Genomic DNA, 16,264 nt, shown 5'->3' on the forward strand with positions numbered 1-16,264 from the left:
TGCTGGTTTTTTGAATGCATAACGACAAAGATCTCTCTACATGGCAGACATTCCGCCGACTTTGGCCCATCATTGCGCCGTTTAAAGCGGGTTTGATCGTGTCGGGAGTAGCGTTAATCCTCAACGCAGCCAGCGATACATTCATGTTATCGCTCCTCAAACCATTACTGGATGATGGTTTTGGTAAAACGGACCGCTCAGTGTTGCTGTGGATGCCACTGGTGGTTATCGGGCTGATGATTTTACGCGGCGTCACCAGCTATATATCCAGCTACTGTATTTCATGGGTTTCTGGCAAGGTGGTGATGACCATGCGCCGCCGCCTGTTTGGTCATATGATGGGGATGCCCGTATCCTTCTTCGACAAACAATCTACCGGGACGCTCCTGTCCCGCATTACCTATGACTCTGAACAGGTCGCTTCTTCCTCTTCCAGTGCGCTGATTACTGTGGTTCGTGAAGGGGCATCTATCATCGGTCTGTTTGTGATGATGTTCTATTACAGTTGGCAACTGTCGGCAATCCTCATAGTACTTGCGCCGATCGTCTCTTTTGCTATTCGCGTTGTGTCAAAGCGCTTTCGCAATATCAGCAAAAATATGCAAAACACGATGGGGCAGGTGACCACCAGCGCCGAGCAGATGCTGAAAGGGCATAAAGAAGTGCTGATGTTTGGCGGTCAGGAAGTAGAGACCAGCCGCTTTGAGAAAGTCAGTAACAAGATGCGTCTGCAGGGCATGAAAATGGTCTCCGCATCATCCATTTCCGACCCGATCATTCAGCTTATTGCCTCACTGGCGCTGGCATTTGTGCTTTATGCCGCAAGTTTCCCAAGCGTGATGGATACCCTGACGGCAGGGACCATTACCGTGGTGTTCTCGTCAATGATTGCTCTGATGCGCCCGCTTAAATCGCTAACTAACGTCAACGCGCAGTTTCAGCGCGGGATGGCTGCCTGCCAGACGCTATTCGCGATTCTGGATAGCGAGCAGGAAAAAGACGAAGGTACGCTGGTTATTGAACGTGCAAAAGGCGACGTTGAGTTCCGTGATGTGACCTTTACTTATCCGGGGCGCGAGACGCCTGCACTGCGTAATATCAACCTGAGTATTCCTGCAGGAAAAACGGTGGCGCTGGTTGGCCGCTCTGGTTCGGGTAAATCGACCATGGCGAGTCTTATCACGCGCTTCTATGACATTGATAAAGGCCAGATCCTGATGGATGGTCATGATCTGCGTGAATATAAGCTGACGTCATTGCGTAACCAGGTCGCACTGGTCTCGCAAAATGTGCACCTCTTCAACGATACCGTGGCAAATAACATTGCCTATGCCCGTACGGAAGAGTACAGCCGTGAGCAGATCGAACAGGCGGCGAAAATGGCCTATGCCATGGATTTCATCAATAAGATGGACAATGGTCTGGACACCATTATCGGTGAAAACGGTGTACTGCTTTCCGGCGGCCAACGTCAGCGTATTGCGATTGCTCGTGCGCTGTTGCGTGACAGCCCCATCCTTATCCTGGATGAGGCAACATCGGCACTGGATACGGAATCCGAGCGTGCGATTCAGGCGGCGCTAAATGAATTGCAGAAAAACCGTACCTCACTGGTGATTGCACACCGCCTTTCTACGATAGAGCAGGCAGATGAAATCGTGGTGGTAGAAGATGGGCGCATCGTTGAGCGTGGAAGCCATAGCGAGCTTCTGGCGCAACGTGGTGTCTATGCGCAGTTGCATAAAATGCAGTTTGGCGAATGATTGCGCGCATCTGGTCCGGTGAATCACCGCTGTGGCTATTGTTATTACCGCTGTCCTGGCTCTATGGCCTGGTCAGCGGCATTATTCGTTTGTGCTGGCGGCTGGGGTTGAAAAAAGCCTGGCAGGCACCTGTTCCCGTTGTCGTGGTCGGTAATCTGACTGCGGGCGGCAACGGTAAAACGCCCGTAGTTGTCTGGCTGGTTGAACAGTTACAGCAGCGCGGTATCCGGGTAGGGGTGGTTTCCAGAGGGTATGGCGGTAAAGCCGCGCACTACCCGCTGTTGCTTACTCCTGAAACTACGACCACCGAGGCGGGTGATGAGCCAGTGCTTATTTTTCAGCGTACGGGCGCGCCTGTCGCTGTGTCTCCCGCCAGAGTCGATGCCGTTAAAGCACTTCTGGCGGACTCACCTGTGCAACTGATCGTCACCGACGACGGCTTGCAGCACTATCGTCTGCACCGTGATAAAGAAATTGTCGTTATTGATGGCGTGCGACGTTTTGGTAACGGCTGGTGGCTTCCCGCAGGGCCGATGCGTGAGCGGGCATCGCGTCTTAAAACCGTTGACGCAGTGATCACCAATGGTGGCATTGCTCAGCCTGGCGAAATAGCCATGCGATTGCAGCCTGGGTTGGCCGTGAATTTACTTACCGGGGAGCGCCGTAATGTCAATGCGTTGCAAAATCTGGTTGCAATGGCCGGAATTGGTCATCCTCCGCGTTTTTTTGCTACGCTGCATGAAAGCGGTGCGCGTCCGGTGAAAACCGTTGCGCTGGCCGATCATCAGGCACTTTCCCGGCAGGATGTTGCGGCACTGCTTGAACCAGAGCAGACGCTTATCATGACGGAAAAAGACGCCGTCAAGTGTCGCGCCTTTGCGGAAAATAACTGGTGGTATCTGCCCGTGGATGCGCATCTTGAGAATAAGCAAGCAGAGAAGTTGTTGCAGGAACTCATAAATCTGGTGCGCTGACGCTCTTGTCGGGGCGCGCCGTGTTCTACAACCGGGAAGCCTATGTCTGTGCCACAAATCACGCTGCAAACGGCCCGTCATCTTCATCTTGCCGCTCAGGGCTTACTGAGAAAACCATCCCGTCGCGCCACCCCTGGCGACATCCTGACGACGATTCAACGTATGTCGTTGCTACAAATTGATACCATCAATATTGTGGCGCGTAGCCCCTATCTGGTACTTTTCAGCCGTCTTGGCAAATACCCTGCCCAGTGGCTCGATGACGCGCTGAAAAATGGCGAACTGATGGAGTACTGGGCGCACGAAGCCTGCTTTTTACCTCGTAGCGATTTTGCCTTATTCCGCCATCGTATGCTTGCCCCGGATAAGATGGGCTGGAAATATCGCGAGGCATGGATGCAAGAGCATGCGCAGGAAATTGAGGCGCTTATCGCACACATTCAGCAAAACGGCCCCGTTCGTTCGGCTGATTTTGAACATCCGCGTAAAGGGGCCAGCGGCTGGTGGGAATGGAAGCCACATAAGCGCCATCTGGAAGGGTTGTTTACCGCAGGGAAGGTGATGGTTATCGAACGCCGCAATTTCCAGCGCGTTTATGATCTTACTCATAGAGTGATGCCACACTGGAATGACGAGCGTGACTTATTGACGCAGGCTGAGGCCGAGCACCTTATGCTTGCGAAGAGTGCGCGTAGTCTGGGCCTCTTTCGTGCTGAATGGCTCGCGGATTATTACCGTCTGCGCCAGCCTGCGTTACCTCTGTTGCTTGAGCGTCTCCAGGAAGAGGGAAACATTGTCCCGGTGGATGTCGAAAAGCTTGGACCCGCCTGGCTGCATACTGATTTATTGCCGCAGCTTGAACTCGCGGCAGCCGGAAAACTGACGGCAACCCATAGCGCTGTGCTCTCACCCTTCGACCCGGTTGTGTGGGATCGCAAACGGGCGGAACAACTGTTTGATTTTAGCTATCGGCTGGAGTGCTATACGCCTGCGCCAAAACGTCAGTACGGTTATTTTGTTCTGCCGCTATTGCATCGTGGCCGTCTGGTCGGGCGAATGGATGCCAAAATGCATCGCAAAGAAGCGGTGCTGGAGGTCATTGTGCTCTACCTGGAAAACGGGGTAAAACCGGGGCGCATGCTTGAAAATGGGCTTATAACCGCTATCGGTGATTTTGCCCGCTGGCAAGGCGCGCAGCGTGTTACCTTTGGAAAATTGCCGGAAGGGCTTTTTATTGAGCATCGTCAGGGGCTGGAAGTCGACGCAGCCTGACCAATGAATATGGTAAAATTTACGGATCATGCGTCAGGTCCGCCAGGAGGAAATATGGATCATCGGTTACTGGAAATCATCGCCTGTCCGGTTTGTAACGGCAAACTCTATTACAGCCAGGATAAACAAGAACTGATTTGCAAAGTGGATAGCCTCGCTTATCCCGTGCGCGAGGGCATTCCAGTGCTGCTGGAAAACGAAGCGCGCTCATTAACAGAAGAAGAGAGTCGGCCATGAGTTTCGTTGTCATTATTCCAGCGCGTTACGCGTCCACCCGTTTACCGGGGAAACCTTTGGTTGATATCAATGGGAAACCCATGGTGGTGCATGTGCTGGAACGTGCGCGAGAGTCAGGGGCGGCGCGCGTTATTGTTGCGACCGACCATGCTGATGTTGCGCGTGCGGTAGAAGCGGCGGGTGGAGAGGTTTGCATGACCCGCGCCGATCATCAGTCCGGAACGGAGCGTCTGGCCGAAGTCGTCGAAAAATGTGGTTTCAGTGATGACACCGTGATCGTCAATGTGCAAGGCGACGAACCGATGATCCCGCCGGCCATTATTCGTCAGGTGGCAGAAAACCTGGCCGCTCGCGACATTGGCATGGCTACGCTGGCAGTGCCGATTCATCATGCCGATGAAGCATTTAATCCGAACGCGGTGAAAGTGGTAATCGACGCGCAAGGCTATGCGCTCTATTTCTCGCGGGCGACCATTCCGTGGGATCGTGACCGTTTTGCTGTTTCTCGTGAGACAATTGGTGATACCTTCCTGCGTCATATCGGTATTTACGGTTATCGTGCCGGCTTTATCCGCCGTTATGTAAACTGGGAAGCCAGTCCGCTGGAAAATATCGAAATGCTGGAGCAGCTACGCGTACTGTGGTACGGCGAAAAAATTCACGTCGCTGTTGCGACGGAAGTTCCGGGTACAGGCGTTGATACGCAGGAAGATCTGGTGCGCGTGCGCGCTGAAATGCGTTAATTTTCCCTTCTCAATCCCCTCACTCTGAGGGGATTTGCTTTTTTCCAGCAAATTCTCGTATTGATTTGATCTCATCAGGTGACATCCCGTCATCCGGCGCTCATTATAAAAGCAGTAGTCTTCATGAGGGCAATCTGATATGGAACAACTGCGCGCTGAATTAAGCCACCTGCTGGGTGAAAAGCTGAGCCGCATGGAATGTGTCAGCGAGAGACCTGATACGACGTTATGGTCCTTGTATGACAGCCAGGGAAATCCGATGCCGTTACTGGCGAGGAGTTTTTCCACCCCTGGCCTTGCACGTCAACTGGCATGGAAAATCTCAATGCTGGCACGCAGTGGCACGGTACGTATGCCTGTCGTGTATGGCGTAATGACCCATGAAGAACATCCAGGGCCAGATGTCCTGCTTATGGAACGCCTGCGCGGCGTGCCGGTTGAAGCGCCTGCACGTACCCCCGAACGCTGGGAACATCTGAAAGATCAAATCGTGGAAGGGTTATTGTCCTGGCACAGACAGGACAGCCACGGCTGTGTGGGAATGGTGGACAATACTCAGGAGAACATCTGGCCCTCCTGGTATCGCCAGCGGGTAGAAGTACTATGGACCACGCTGAATCAGTACCACAATACCGGGCTCACGATGCAGGATAAACGTATCCTCTTCCGCACCAGAGAGTGCCTGCCGTCGCTGTTCGAAGGGTTCAACGACAATTGTGTACTGGTGCATGGCAATTTCAATTTGCGTAGTATGTTGAAAGATGCCCGGAGCGACCAGCTTCTGGCGATGGTCGGGCCGGGTATTATGCTCTGGGCGCCGCGAGAATATGAGTTGTTCCGCCTGGCGGATGGCCCGCTGGCCGAAGGGCTGTTCTGGCATTATCTCCAGCGCGCACCGGTCGCAGAATCCTTTATGTGGCGGCGCTGGCTCTATTTGCTGTGGGATGAAGTGGCGAAACTGGTGAATACCGGCCACTTCAGTCGCCCCAGTTTTGATTTGGCGTCTAAGTCACTCCTTCCCTGGCTTTCCTGAGTCACCTTTCAACCACTGCCAGATCCGCCCTAGTGTTTCATACCCGACCCGGTCGCTGTGCATAAGCCAGACCGGGGACGGGATGGCGCGTTCCCACGGATTTAGAGGGGAAACGATAGCCATCTGATTCGCGGGAGCGGGCAGGGGATGGAGCCCCGCATTACGGAAGAAAACCATTGCTCTGGGCATATGCGATGCGGATGTCACCAGTAAAAAAGGTACGTCGCCAATAGCCTGTTTGACGGCGGCAGCTTCCTCTTCGGTATCTTTCGGTGAATCCAGGGTGATGATATCGCTGCGCGGTATGCCCAGGCTCTCCGCCACTCTGGCTCCGGCTTCTGCTGTGCTGACCGGGTTCGTTTTTGCCGCCGCGCCGGTAAAGATTAATTTCGCACCAGGATTCTGATGTAACAGGCGAATGCCTTCATTCAAACGTGGCAGGCTGTTATTAATGAGATTTGAGCTTGGTGCCCAGGCGTCATTCCAGGTGTAGCCGCCGCCCAGAACCACGATATATTTGACCGTCTCTGCGCCGCGCCAGGTGGGATAGCTATCCTCGATGGGTTTGAGCATTTTGTCCGCAACGGGTTGCAGACTCAGTAGCAGAAGAATCAACCAGCTTGCGCTAATGATGCCTTTGCCCGTTTTTTGCCAGCGACTGAACCAGACAAGCAACAGCCCAAAACCAATCAATATAAGCAATGCCGGCAGGGGCAGCATCAGGCCGCCAATGTATTTCTTGAGCGTAAAAAGCACGCGTCCGTCTCCTTTTTAACCATACAGCAGGCGTTTTGCGTGGATCTTACACCGGATGGGTTCATTCTGAGCACGGCTGTGACAAAATAGCGGTTTTGTCAGGATCGCGGAGCGGCTATGCAGGATCGTAATTTCGATGACATCGCGGAAAAATTCTCCCGCAATATCTATGGCACGACCAAAGGCCAACTGCGTCAGGCGATCCTCTGGCAGGATTTGGATAGGGTTCTCGCCGAAATGGGCGATCGCACGCTTCGTGTACTGGATGCGGGCGGCGGCGAAGGCCAGACGGCGATTCGTCTGGCAGAACGGGGTCATCATGTGACGCTGTGTGATGTGTCGCAGGAGATGATTGCGCGTGCTACCGCAGCCGCAGAAGAGAAAGGTGTGAGCGGTAACATGCATTTTGTACAATGCCCCGTTCAGGATATTGCGCAACATTTGGAATCGTCCGTCGATCTGATATTGTTCCATGCTGTGCTCGAATGGGTCGCTGAACCGGTGGACGTTTTGCGAACGCTGTGGTCGGTTTTAAAGCCCGCAGGGACATTGTCGTTGATGTTTTACAATGCTAATGGCCTGTTGATGCACAACATGGTGGCAGGTAATTTCGACTATGTGCTGGCGGGTATGCCTAAAAAGAAAAAGCGCACATTATCCCCGGATTATCCGCGACATCCGGATGAAGTCTATAGCTGGCTGAATGTGATTGGCTGGCAGATCACGGGGAAAACGGGTGTTCGGGTGTTTCACGATTACTTACGCGAAAAACACCAACAACGTGACTGTTTTGACTCCTTGCTTGAACTTGAAACGCAATATTGTCGTCAGGAGCCGTATATAAGCCTGGGGCGTTATATCCATGTGACCGCGCTCAAGCCGCAGAGAGATGAAAGGATGAACGATGAGTGAATTTTCCCAGACAGTTCCCGAACTGGTTGCCTGGGCCAGGAAAAACGATTTCTCTATCACGCTTCCGGTAGACAGACTGTCGTTTTTGCTGGCGGTTGCCACGCTGAACGGTGAACGCCTGGATGGCGAAATGAGCGAGGGAGAGCTTGTTGATGCGTTTCGCCACGTCAGCGAAGCATTTGAACAAAGCGGCGAAACCATTGCTCAGCGTGCGAACAATGCCATAAACGATATGGTGCGTCAGCGCCTGTTAAACCGTTTTACCAGCGAACTGGCTGACGGTAATGCCATCTATCGTCTGACGCCGCTCGGCATTGGCATTACCGATTACTATATCCGCCAGCGCGAGTTTTCTACGCTGCGCCTGTCCATGCAGTTATCTATCGTGGCGGGAGAGCTGAAACGCGCTGCTGATGCCGCTGATGAGGGTGGGGATGAATTCCACTGGCATCGCAATGTCTATGCGCCGTTGAAATACTCGGTGGCAGAAATTTTCGACAGTATCGATCTCACCCAGCGCGTGATGGATGAGCAACAGCAGTTAGTCAAAGATGATATCGCTCAGTTATTGAATAAAGACTGGCGTGCGGCTATTTCAAGCTGTGAGCTGTTACTCTCCGAAACCTCCGGTACGCTGCGTGAATTACAGGATACGCTGGAGGCGGCAGGGGATAAGCTGCAGGCGAACTTATTACGTATCCAGGACGCGACGCTGGCGCATAACGATCTGGAGTTTGTCGACCGGCTGGTTTTTGATTTACAAAGCAAACTGGACCGCATCGTCAGTTGGGGACAGCAGGCTATCGATTTGTGGATTGGCTATGATCGCCACGTACACAAGTTTATTCGTACCGCTATCGATATGGATAAAAACCGCGTATTTGCCCAGCGTTTGCGCCAGTCGGTACAGGGTTACTTCGATGCTCCCTGGGCATTGACCTATGCGAACGCCGACAGGCTGCTGGATATGCGCGATGAAGAGATTGCGTTGAGCGATGCCGAGGTTACAGGTGAGCTTCCGCCTGACCTGGAATATGAAGAGTTCAACGAAATCCGCGAACAACTTGCGGCGATGATCGAAGAACAACTGGCGATATATAAAACCAGACAAGCTCCACTGGATCTTGGGCTGGTTGTACGCGAATATCTGGCGCGGTACCCGCGCGCGCGGCATTTTGATATCGCGCGGATCGTCATTGATCAGGCGGTACGCCTCGGCGTAGCGCAAGCAGATTTCACCGGCCTGCCAGCAAAATGGCAGCCGATTAATGATTACGGAGCCAAGGTACAGGCGCATGTCATTGACAAATATTGAACAAGTGATGCCGATCAAATTGGCCCAGGCGTTGGCAAACCCACTCTTTCCGGCGCTCGACAGTGCGCTGCGCTCAGGCCGCCATATCGGCCTTGATGAGCTGGATAATCACGCCTTTTTAATGGATTTCCAGGAATTTCTGGAGGAGTTTTATGGGCGTTACAACGTTGAGTTGATCCGTGCGCCAGAAGGTTTTTTCTATCTGCGCCCGCGCTCGACAACGCTGATCCCACGCTCGGTGCTGTCTGAACTGGACATGATGGTCGGTAAAATTCTTTGTTACCTCTATCTCAGCCCGGAACGTCTGGCCAATGAAGGCATCTTCACTCAGCAGGAGCTGTATGACGAGCTGATGGCACTGGCAGACGAAGCCAAACTGTTGAAGCTGGTGAACAACCGCTCAACCGGTTCTGATTTGGATCGCCAAAAATTACAGGAAAAAGTGCGTTCCTCCCTGAACCGCCTGCGTCGTCTTGGCATGATCTGGTTTATGGGTAACGACAGCAGCAAGTTTCGTATTACCGAGTCTGTGTTCCGCTTCGGCGCGGATGTGCGCTCCGGTGACGATGCACGCGAGGCTCAGCGGCGCTTGATCCGTGACGGTGAAGCCATGCCTGTAGAAAATCACCTGCAGCTCAATGATGAGAACGAAGACAATCAGCCGGATAGTGGAGAGGAAGAATAATGATTGATCGCGGTAAATTTCGCTCACTGACGCTGATTAACTGGAACGGTTTTTTTGCCCGTACGTTTGACCTGGACGAACTGGTGACCACGTTGTCCGGGGGAAACGGTGCCGGTAAATCCACCACCATGGCGGCGTTCGTCACCGCGCTTATCCCGGACTTAACGCTGCTGCACTTCCGTAACACCACCGAGGCAGGCGCGACGTCTGGCTCTCGTGACAAAGGCCTGCACGGTAAACTGAAAGCCGGGGTCTGCTACTCCGTTCTTGATGTGATCAACTCTCGTCATCAGCGCGTGCTGGTGGGGGTTCGCCTGCAACAGGTGGCCGGTCGCGATCGTAAAGTCGACATCAAACCGTTCGCTATTCAGGGGCTGCCAACGGCGGTTCAGCCGACACAACTGCTGACAGAAACGCTTAACGAGCGTCAGGCGCGTGTGCTGCCGTTGCAGGAAGTGAAGGAAAAGCTGGATGCGATGGAAGGGGTGCAGTTTAAGCAGTTCAACTCCATCACCGATTATCATTCTCTGATGTTCGATTTGGGCATCGTCGCACGTCGCTTGCGCTCAGCATCCGATCGCAGCAAATTCTATCGCCTGATCGAAGCATCGCTGTATGGTGGTATCTCCAGTGCGATCACCCGTTCTCTGCGCGACTATCTCTTGCCGGAAAATAGCGGTGTACGTAAAGCCTTCCAGGACATGGAAGCTGCACTGCGCGAAAACCGCATGACGCTGGAAGCGATTCGCGTTACTCAGTCGGATCGCGATCTGTTCAAGCATTTGATCAGTGAAGCGACCAACTATGTGGCGGCGGATTACATGCGTCATGCCAACGAACGACGTATTCACCTCGATCAGGCTCTGACATTCCGTCGCGATCTGTTCAGTTCACGGCAAAAGCTGGCGGCTGAGCAATACAAACATGTCGATATGGCGCGCGAACTGGCAGAACACGCCGGGGCTGAAGGGGATCTTGAGGCTGACTATCAGGCTGCCAGCGATCACCTGAACCTGGTGCAGACCGCGCTGCGCCAGCAGGAAAAAATTGAGCGCTACGAGTCGGATCTGGACGAACTGCAAATCCGCCTTGAAGAACAAAATGAAGTGGTGGCCGAAGCCACCGATCAGCAGGAAGAGAACGAAGCGCGCGCCGAGGCCGCTGAACTGGAAGTGGATGAGCTGAAAAACCAGCTTGCCGACTACCAACAGGCTCTGGATGTGCAGCAAACCCGCGCGATTCAGTACAATCAGGCACAACAGGCCTTACAGCGTGCAAAAGAACTTTGCCAGCTACCGAACCTGACGGCAGAAACGGCAGACGAATGGCTGGAAACTTTCCAGGCGAAAGAGCAGGAAGCTACAGAGAAACTCCTGTCGCTTGACCAACGTATGAGCGTGGCGCAAACCGCGCACAGCCAGTTTGAACAAGCTTACCAGTTGGTCGTCGCTATCAATGGTCCGCTGGCCCGTGATGAAGCCTGGGATGTCGCACGTGACCTTTTACGAGAAGGGGTAAACCAGCGCCATCTGGCTGAACAGGCGCCATCGTTGCGTGCGCGTCTGAACGAACTGGAACAGCGTCTGCGTGAGCAACAAGATGCTGAACGCATGCTGGCGGAATTCTGCAAACGGCAGAATAAACAGTACGACGCTGATGAGCTTGAGGCTCTGCATCATGAGCTGGAGGCGCAAATTGCCGCGCTTTCCGAGAATGTGGCCATGGCCGGTGAGCAGCGTATGGCGTTGCGCCAGGAGCTGGAACAGCTACAGTCACGCATCCAAATATTGACCCAGCGCGCACCGATTTGGCTGGCAGCGCAAAGCAGCCTGACCCAGTTGTGTGAGCAGAGCGGCGAGCAGTTTGAATCCGGCCAGCAAGTGACGGAATACCTGCAACAATTGCTGGAGCGTGAACGCGAAGCTATCGTTGAACGCGATGAAGTCGGGGCACGCAAGCGTGCGGTAGACGAAGAAATCGAACGTCTGAGTCAGCCGGGTGGCTCCGAAGACGGGCGTCTTAACACACTGGCTGAACGCTTTGGCGGTGTACTGCTCTCTGAAATTTACGATGACGTTAGCCTTGACGACGCGCCCTATTTTTCCGCGTTGTATGGCCCATCACGTCACGCGATCGTGGTCCCGGACCTCTCCCTCATTTCAGAACAGCTTGAAGGGCTCGAGGATTGCCCGGAAGACCTCTATTTGATTGAAGGGGATCCGCAATCTTTCGATGACAGTGTGTTCAGCGTCGATGAGCTGGAAAAAGCGGTGGTGGTTAAGATAGCCGATCGTCAGTGGCGCTACTCCCGTTTCCCGTCGGTGCCGCTGTTTGGTCGCGCCGCACGTGAAAGCCGTATCGAAGGGCTCCACGCCGAGCGTGAAGAGCTTGCCGAGCGTTTTGCCACATTATCCTTCGACGTGCAGAAAACGCAGCGCCTGCATCAGGCCTTCAGCCGTTTTATCGGTAGCCATCTTGCCGTGGCGTTTGATCCAGACCCGGAAGCTGAAATTCGTACGCTCAGTGGCCGCCGTGGTGAACTGGAGCGCGCGCTGAGTAATCATGAGAATGACAACCAGCAGAACCGCATGCAGTTCGAGCAGGCGAAAGAGGGGGTTGCTCAGCTTAACCGCCTGCTGCCACGCCTGAGCTTGCTGGCAGATGAAACCCTGGCCGATCGCGTTGATGAAATTCAGGAACGGCTGGACGAAGCTCAGGAAGCCGTGCGTTTTATTCAACAGTTTGGCAACCATCTGGCGAAACTGGAGCCGGTTGTTTCTGTGCTGCAAAATGACCCGGAACAGTATGAACAACTGAAAGAAGATTATGCGTACTCCCAGCAAGTGCAGCGTGAAGCACGCCAGCAGGCGTTTGCGCTGATCGAAGTTGTACAGCGCCGGGCGCACTTTAGCTATTCCGATTCTGCGGAAATGCTCAGTGGCAATAACGATCTCAACGAGAAGCTGCGTCAGCGGCTCGAGCAGGCAGAACGAGAACGTAGCCGTACGCGTGAGGCGCTGCGTAGCCACGCGGCCCAGCTCAGTCAGTACAACCAGGTGTTGGCATCGCTGAAAAGCTCGTTTGATACCAAAAAAGAACTGCTCAACGATCTGCAAAAAGAGCTGCAGGAAATTGGTGTCCGTGCCGACAGTGGCGCGGAGGAGCGCGCGCGTATTCGTCGCGACGAGTTGCATGCCCAGTTGTCCGGCAACCGTGCCCGCCGTAATCAACTGGAAAAAGCGCTGACCTTCTGCGAAGCGGAAATGGATAACCTGACCCGTGCGTTGCGTCGCCTTGAACGTGATTATCATGAGATGCGCGAACAGGTCGTCACGGCGAAAGCAGGCTGGTGTGCGGTGATGCGAATGGTGAAAGATAACGGCGTTGAACGTCGCTTGCATCGTCGTGAACTGGCTTACCTTTCTGGTGACGAACTGCGTTCAATGTCGGATAAGGCGTTAGGTGCGTTGCGCCTCGCCGTGGCGGACAACGAACATCTGCGTGATGTGCTGCGTATGTCGGAAGATCCGAAACGTCCGGAGCGTAAGATTCAATTCTTTGTCGCGGTTTACCAGCATCTGCGCGAGCGTATCCGCCAGGATATTATTCGTACTGACGATCCGGTTGAAGCTATCGAACAGATGGAGATTGAACTCAGCCGTCTGACGGAAGAGCTAACCTCCCGCGAGCAGAAACTGGCGATCAGCTCTCGTAGCGTGGCGAATATCATTCGCAAAACGATTCAGCGCGAGCAGAACCGTATCCGGCAACTTAACCAGGGTCTGCAAAACGTCTCCTTCGGCCAGGTACACAGCGTCCGTTTGAATGTTAACGTCCGCGAGAGTCATGCAATGCTTTTGACGGTGCTTTCCGAGCAGCATGAGCAGCATCAGGACCTGTTTAACAGCAACCGCCTGACCTTCTCCGAAGCACTGGCGAAACTGTATCAACGCCTGAATCCGCAAATCGATCTTGGTCAGCGTACGCCGCAAACCATCGGCGAAGAGCTGCTTGATTACCGCAACTATCTTGAGATGGAAGTGGAAGTCAACCGTGGTTCAGATGGCTGGCTGCGTGCGGAATCCGGGGCCCTGTCGACTGGTGAAGCCATCGGTACCGGGATGTCTATCCTCGTGATGGTTGTTCAGAGCTGGGAAGACGAGGCGCGACGCCTGCGTGGTAAAGATATTTCGCCATGCCGCTTGTTGTTCCTCGACGAGGCCGCACGTCTGGATGCCCGCTCCATCGCAACCTTGTTCGAACTCTGCGAACGCCTTGAAATGCAATTGATTATTGCGGCTCCGGAGAACATCAGTCCAGAAAAAGGCACCACCTATAAACTGGTGCGTAAAGTCTTCCAGAACCACGAGCATGTTCACGTTGTGGGTTTGCGCGGCTTCGCGGCTCAGCTACCGGAGACATTACCTGGTACGGCAGACGCTTCTTAACGGTTCGCTTAAACAATGAGGGTGGCAGAGATGCCGCCCTTTTTCTTTTCTGAAACACCGCACCCGACCACGCGCTCTTCTTTAAACTTCTTTACATTTGGTAAGGCAAATGCTTTTTTGTCTTTATATACTGATAGAAAGAGCATTGTGAGTGTAATGAAGAAACAGGGGGCAAGGGATGTTGCTTAAGAAATCGTATGGTCGTCGGATGTCGACATTGAGTTTATGTCTGGCATTCGCATTTGCTCCGCTGTTTAGCGCTCAGGCCCTGGCCGATGAGCCTGAGGTGGTACCGGTTGACAGTTCCGCGACGCTTGGCGATCAACCCACGGCATTATCGCAGCCGCTGGAACAGTCGCCTGCGACGGCAATGATGGCAGGCTTTCAGCCTTATCCGGCAGCAGATGCGCCTGCTAAAGCGCGTAGCGCATTGCAGGCACTCTTGCCTGCTAACTGGACACCGGTTTACATGGATTCGCTTTCCGCGTTGTATGCCGCGCGTGAAATGAAGCCGATGTGGGATAATCGTGATGCCGTTCAGGCTTTCCAGCAACAACTCGCCGAAGTCGCGATTGCCGGTTTCCAGCCGCAATTCACGACCTGGGTTGGGCTGTTGACCGATCCGAATATCTCAGGAATGGCGCGGGATTTGGTGTTATCGGACGCCATGATGGGGTATCTGCATTTCGTCGCCGGCATTCCGGTGAAAGGCAACCGCTGGCTCTACAGCAGTAAACCGTACACGCTGGAAACACCGCCGCTGTCGGTAATCAATCAATGGCAATTAGCGTTGGATAAAGGCAACCTGCCGCAATTTATCGAAACCCTTGCACCTCATCATCCGCAGTATGCTGCGATGCATCAGTCTTTACTGACGCTGGTGGCAGACAATTCACCCTGGCCGCAGTTGACCAGTACCGTTTCACTGCGTCCCGGACAGAAGAGCAGGGATGTACCCGCGCTGCGTGAGATCCTGCAACGTAGTGGCATGATGGATGATGCACCAAAAATCGCGCTGCCTGGCGATGATGCAACGAGCAGCGTCGTCAGTCCGTCTGCCATCTCGGTTGATACGGCGGGAACAACAAAGGCGCAGTTGAGCAAAAAAGCGAAACCGGCAGGTACGCTCAGCAGCGACTATGACCGTCAGTTAGTTGCCGCAGTCAAACGCTTCCAGGCCGCTCAGGGGCTACATGCCGACGGCGTGATAGGGCAGTCGACCCGCGACTGGTTGAATGTAACCCCAGCTCAGCGCGCCGGGGTTCTGGCGCTGAATATTCAGCGTCTGCGTTTGCTGCCGGGTAAACTCTCCACGGGGATTATGGTTAACATCCCGGAATATTCGCTGGTCTATTATCTGAACGGCAACCAGGTGCTGGCCTCCCGCGTGATTGTCGGGCGGCCGGATCGCAAAACGCCAATGATGAGCAGTGCGCTGAATAACGTGGTGGTTAACCCGCCGTGGAACGTTCCACCGACGCTGGCACGCAAAGATATTCTACCGAAAGTATGGAATGACCCGGGCTATCTGGAACGGCATGGTTATACTGTGCTGCGTGGCTGGAACAGTAAAGAGGCTATTGACCCGACGATGGTGGATTGGGCAACCATCACGCCATCTAATCTGCCTTTCCGCTTCCAGCAGGCGCCGGGCGCGCAAAACTCGCTCGGCCGCTATAAGTTCAATATGCCGAGTTCTGACGCTATCTATCTTCATGACACACCCAACCATAATCTTTTCCAGAAAGATGCGCGAGCGTTGAGCTCAGGCTGTGTGAGGGTGAATAAAGCCTCTGAGCTTGCAAATATGCTATTACAGGATGCGGGATGGAACGACACGCGGATTTCCGATGCATTAAAACAAGGAGATACCCGTTACGTTAATATCCGTCAAAATATACCGGTGAATCTTTATTATTTGACCGCATTTGTTGGCGAAGATGGTCGTACCCAATATCGTACAGATATTTACAATTATGATCTGACGGCGCGATCTGGCGCACAAATCCTGGCGAAAGCCGAACAATTAATCAGGTAAATGAAGCAGTTCGGGAAATAACATTGTCGTAATAATTAGCGAAAACGGGCCGGATCTGCTGTAAGGCCCGTCTTTGCTGGGGTTTGGC

12 protein-coding genes are annotated in these 16,264 nt (G+C 53.7%); 11 read left to right on the forward strand and 1 reads right to left on the reverse strand.

Annotated elements, in window-relative coordinates; all coding sequences use genetic code 11:
* The first annotated feature begins 14 nt into the window (after window positions 1-14).
* From msbA to IP582_RS08265, 6 genes are all read left to right on the forward strand, one after another.
* Window positions 15-1,763, forward strand: coding sequence for a lipid A ABC transporter ATP-binding protein/permease MsbA (gene msbA / locus IP582_RS08240; RefSeq protein WP_193795614.1), 1,749 nt, complete (start codon window positions 15-17; stop codon window positions 1,761-1,763).
* Complete coding sequence (gene lpxK / locus IP582_RS08245) at window positions 1,760-2,737, forward strand: tetraacyldisaccharide 4'-kinase (RefSeq protein ID WP_193795615.1); 978 nt, start codon at window positions 1,760-1,762, stop codon at window positions 2,735-2,737. The genes msbA and lpxK overlap by 4 nt, the downstream gene beginning before the upstream one ends.
* 42 nt (window positions 2,738-2,779) lie before the next feature.
* On the forward strand, window positions 2,780-4,009 hold the full coding sequence (locus IP582_RS08250) for a winged helix-turn-helix domain-containing protein (RefSeq protein WP_193795616.1): 1,230 nt from the start codon (window positions 2,780-2,782) through the stop codon (window positions 4,007-4,009).
* Between the two features lie 54 nt (window positions 4,010-4,063).
* On the forward strand, window positions 4,064-4,246 hold the full coding sequence (locus IP582_RS08255; protein ID WP_039078554.1) for a Trm112 family protein: 183 nt from the start codon (window positions 4,064-4,066) through the stop codon (window positions 4,244-4,246).
* Window positions 4,243-4,989 (forward strand): 3-deoxy-manno-octulosonate cytidylyltransferase, encoded by a 747-nt coding sequence (gene kdsB / locus IP582_RS08260; RefSeq protein ID WP_193795617.1) that lies wholly within the window; start codon window positions 4,243-4,245, stop codon window positions 4,987-4,989. The genes IP582_RS08255 and kdsB overlap by 4 nt, the downstream gene beginning before the upstream one ends.
* Window positions 4,990-5,128: 139 nt before the next feature.
* Entirely contained in the window at window positions 5,129-6,022 is an 894-nt protein-coding gene (locus IP582_RS08265; protein WP_039078556.1) for a YcbJ family phosphotransferase, read from the forward strand.
* On the opposite strand, the gene elyC is transcribed toward IP582_RS08265, so the two are convergent.
* Complete coding sequence (elyC, locus tag IP582_RS08270; protein WP_108701729.1) at window positions 5,999-6,778, reverse strand: envelope biogenesis factor ElyC; 780 nt, start codon at window positions 6,776-6,778, stop codon at window positions 5,999-6,001. The two genes, IP582_RS08265 and elyC, sit on opposite strands and share 24 nt — an antisense overlap.
* A gap of 117 nt (window positions 6,779-6,895) precedes the next feature.
* Between elyC and cmoM the strand changes: the two genes are divergently transcribed.
* From cmoM to ldtD, 5 genes are all read left to right on the forward strand, one after another.
* Entirely contained in the window at window positions 6,896-7,690 is a 795-nt protein-coding gene (cmoM, locus tag IP582_RS08275; protein WP_193795618.1) for a tRNA uridine 5-oxyacetic acid(34) methyltransferase CmoM, read from the forward strand.
* Complete coding sequence (gene mukF, locus IP582_RS08280; RefSeq protein WP_039078559.1) at window positions 7,683-9,005, forward strand: chromosome partition protein MukF; 1,323 nt, start codon at window positions 7,683-7,685, stop codon at window positions 9,003-9,005. Before cmoM ends, mukF begins: the two co-directional genes overlap by 8 nt.
* Complete coding sequence (gene mukE / locus IP582_RS08285) at window positions 8,986-9,690, forward strand: chromosome partition protein MukE (protein WP_039078560.1); 705 nt, start codon at window positions 8,986-8,988, stop codon at window positions 9,688-9,690. Before mukF ends, mukE begins: the two co-directional genes overlap by 20 nt.
* Window positions 9,690-14,138, forward strand: coding sequence for a chromosome partition protein MukB (mukB, locus tag IP582_RS08290; RefSeq protein ID WP_193795619.1), 4,449 nt, complete (start codon window positions 9,690-9,692; stop codon window positions 14,136-14,138). The genes mukE and mukB overlap by 1 nt, the downstream gene beginning before the upstream one ends.
* Window positions 14,139-14,316: 178 nt before the next feature.
* The gene (gene ldtD, locus IP582_RS08295; protein ID WP_193795620.1) at window positions 14,317-16,176 is read left to right on the forward strand and encodes a L,D-transpeptidase; all 1,860 of its coding nucleotides are present in this window, start codon (window positions 14,317-14,319) and stop codon (window positions 16,174-16,176) included.
* The last annotated feature ends 88 nt before the right edge of the window (window positions 16,177-16,264 follow it).

This window comes from Citrobacter sp. BDA59-3 (assembly GCF_015167655.1).
Classification (GTDB): domain Bacteria; phylum Pseudomonadota; class Gammaproteobacteria; order Enterobacterales; family Enterobacteriaceae; genus Phytobacter; species Phytobacter diazotrophicus.

What these genes read in the sequence shown, in the direction of transcription:
- kdsB (WP_193795617.1), top strand. Translation starts at nt 4,243, where the DNA reads ATGAGTTTCGTTGTCATTATTCCAGCGCGTTACGCGTCCACCCGTTTA.
- msbA (WP_193795614.1), top strand. Translation starts at nt 15, where the DNA reads ATGCATAACGACAAAGATCTCTCTACATGGCAGACATTCCGCCGACTT.
- cmoM (WP_193795618.1), top strand. Translation starts at nt 6,896, where the DNA reads ATGCAGGATCGTAATTTCGATGACATCGCGGAAAAATTCTCCCGCAAT.
- ldtD (WP_193795620.1), top strand. Translation starts at nt 14,317, where the DNA reads ATGTTGCTTAAGAAATCGTATGGTCGTCGGATGTCGACATTGAGTTTA.
- IP582_RS08255 (WP_039078554.1), top strand. Translation starts at nt 4,064, where the DNA reads ATGGATCATCGGTTACTGGAAATCATCGCCTGTCCGGTTTGTAACGGC.
- IP582_RS08265 (WP_039078556.1), top strand. Translation starts at nt 5,129, where the DNA reads ATGGAACAACTGCGCGCTGAATTAAGCCACCTGCTGGGTGAAAAGCTG.
- mukE (WP_039078560.1), top strand. Translation starts at nt 8,986, where the DNA reads ATGTCATTGACAAATATTGAACAAGTGATGCCGATCAAATTGGCCCAG.
- lpxK (WP_193795615.1), top strand. Translation starts at nt 1,760, where the DNA reads ATGATTGCGCGCATCTGGTCCGGTGAATCACCGCTGTGGCTATTGTTA.
- mukF (WP_039078559.1), top strand. Translation starts at nt 7,683, where the DNA reads ATGAGTGAATTTTCCCAGACAGTTCCCGAACTGGTTGCCTGGGCCAGG.
- IP582_RS08250 (WP_193795616.1), top strand. Translation starts at nt 2,780, where the DNA reads ATGTCTGTGCCACAAATCACGCTGCAAACGGCCCGTCATCTTCATCTT.
- mukB (WP_193795619.1), top strand. Translation starts at nt 9,690, where the DNA reads ATGATTGATCGCGGTAAATTTCGCTCACTGACGCTGATTAACTGGAAC.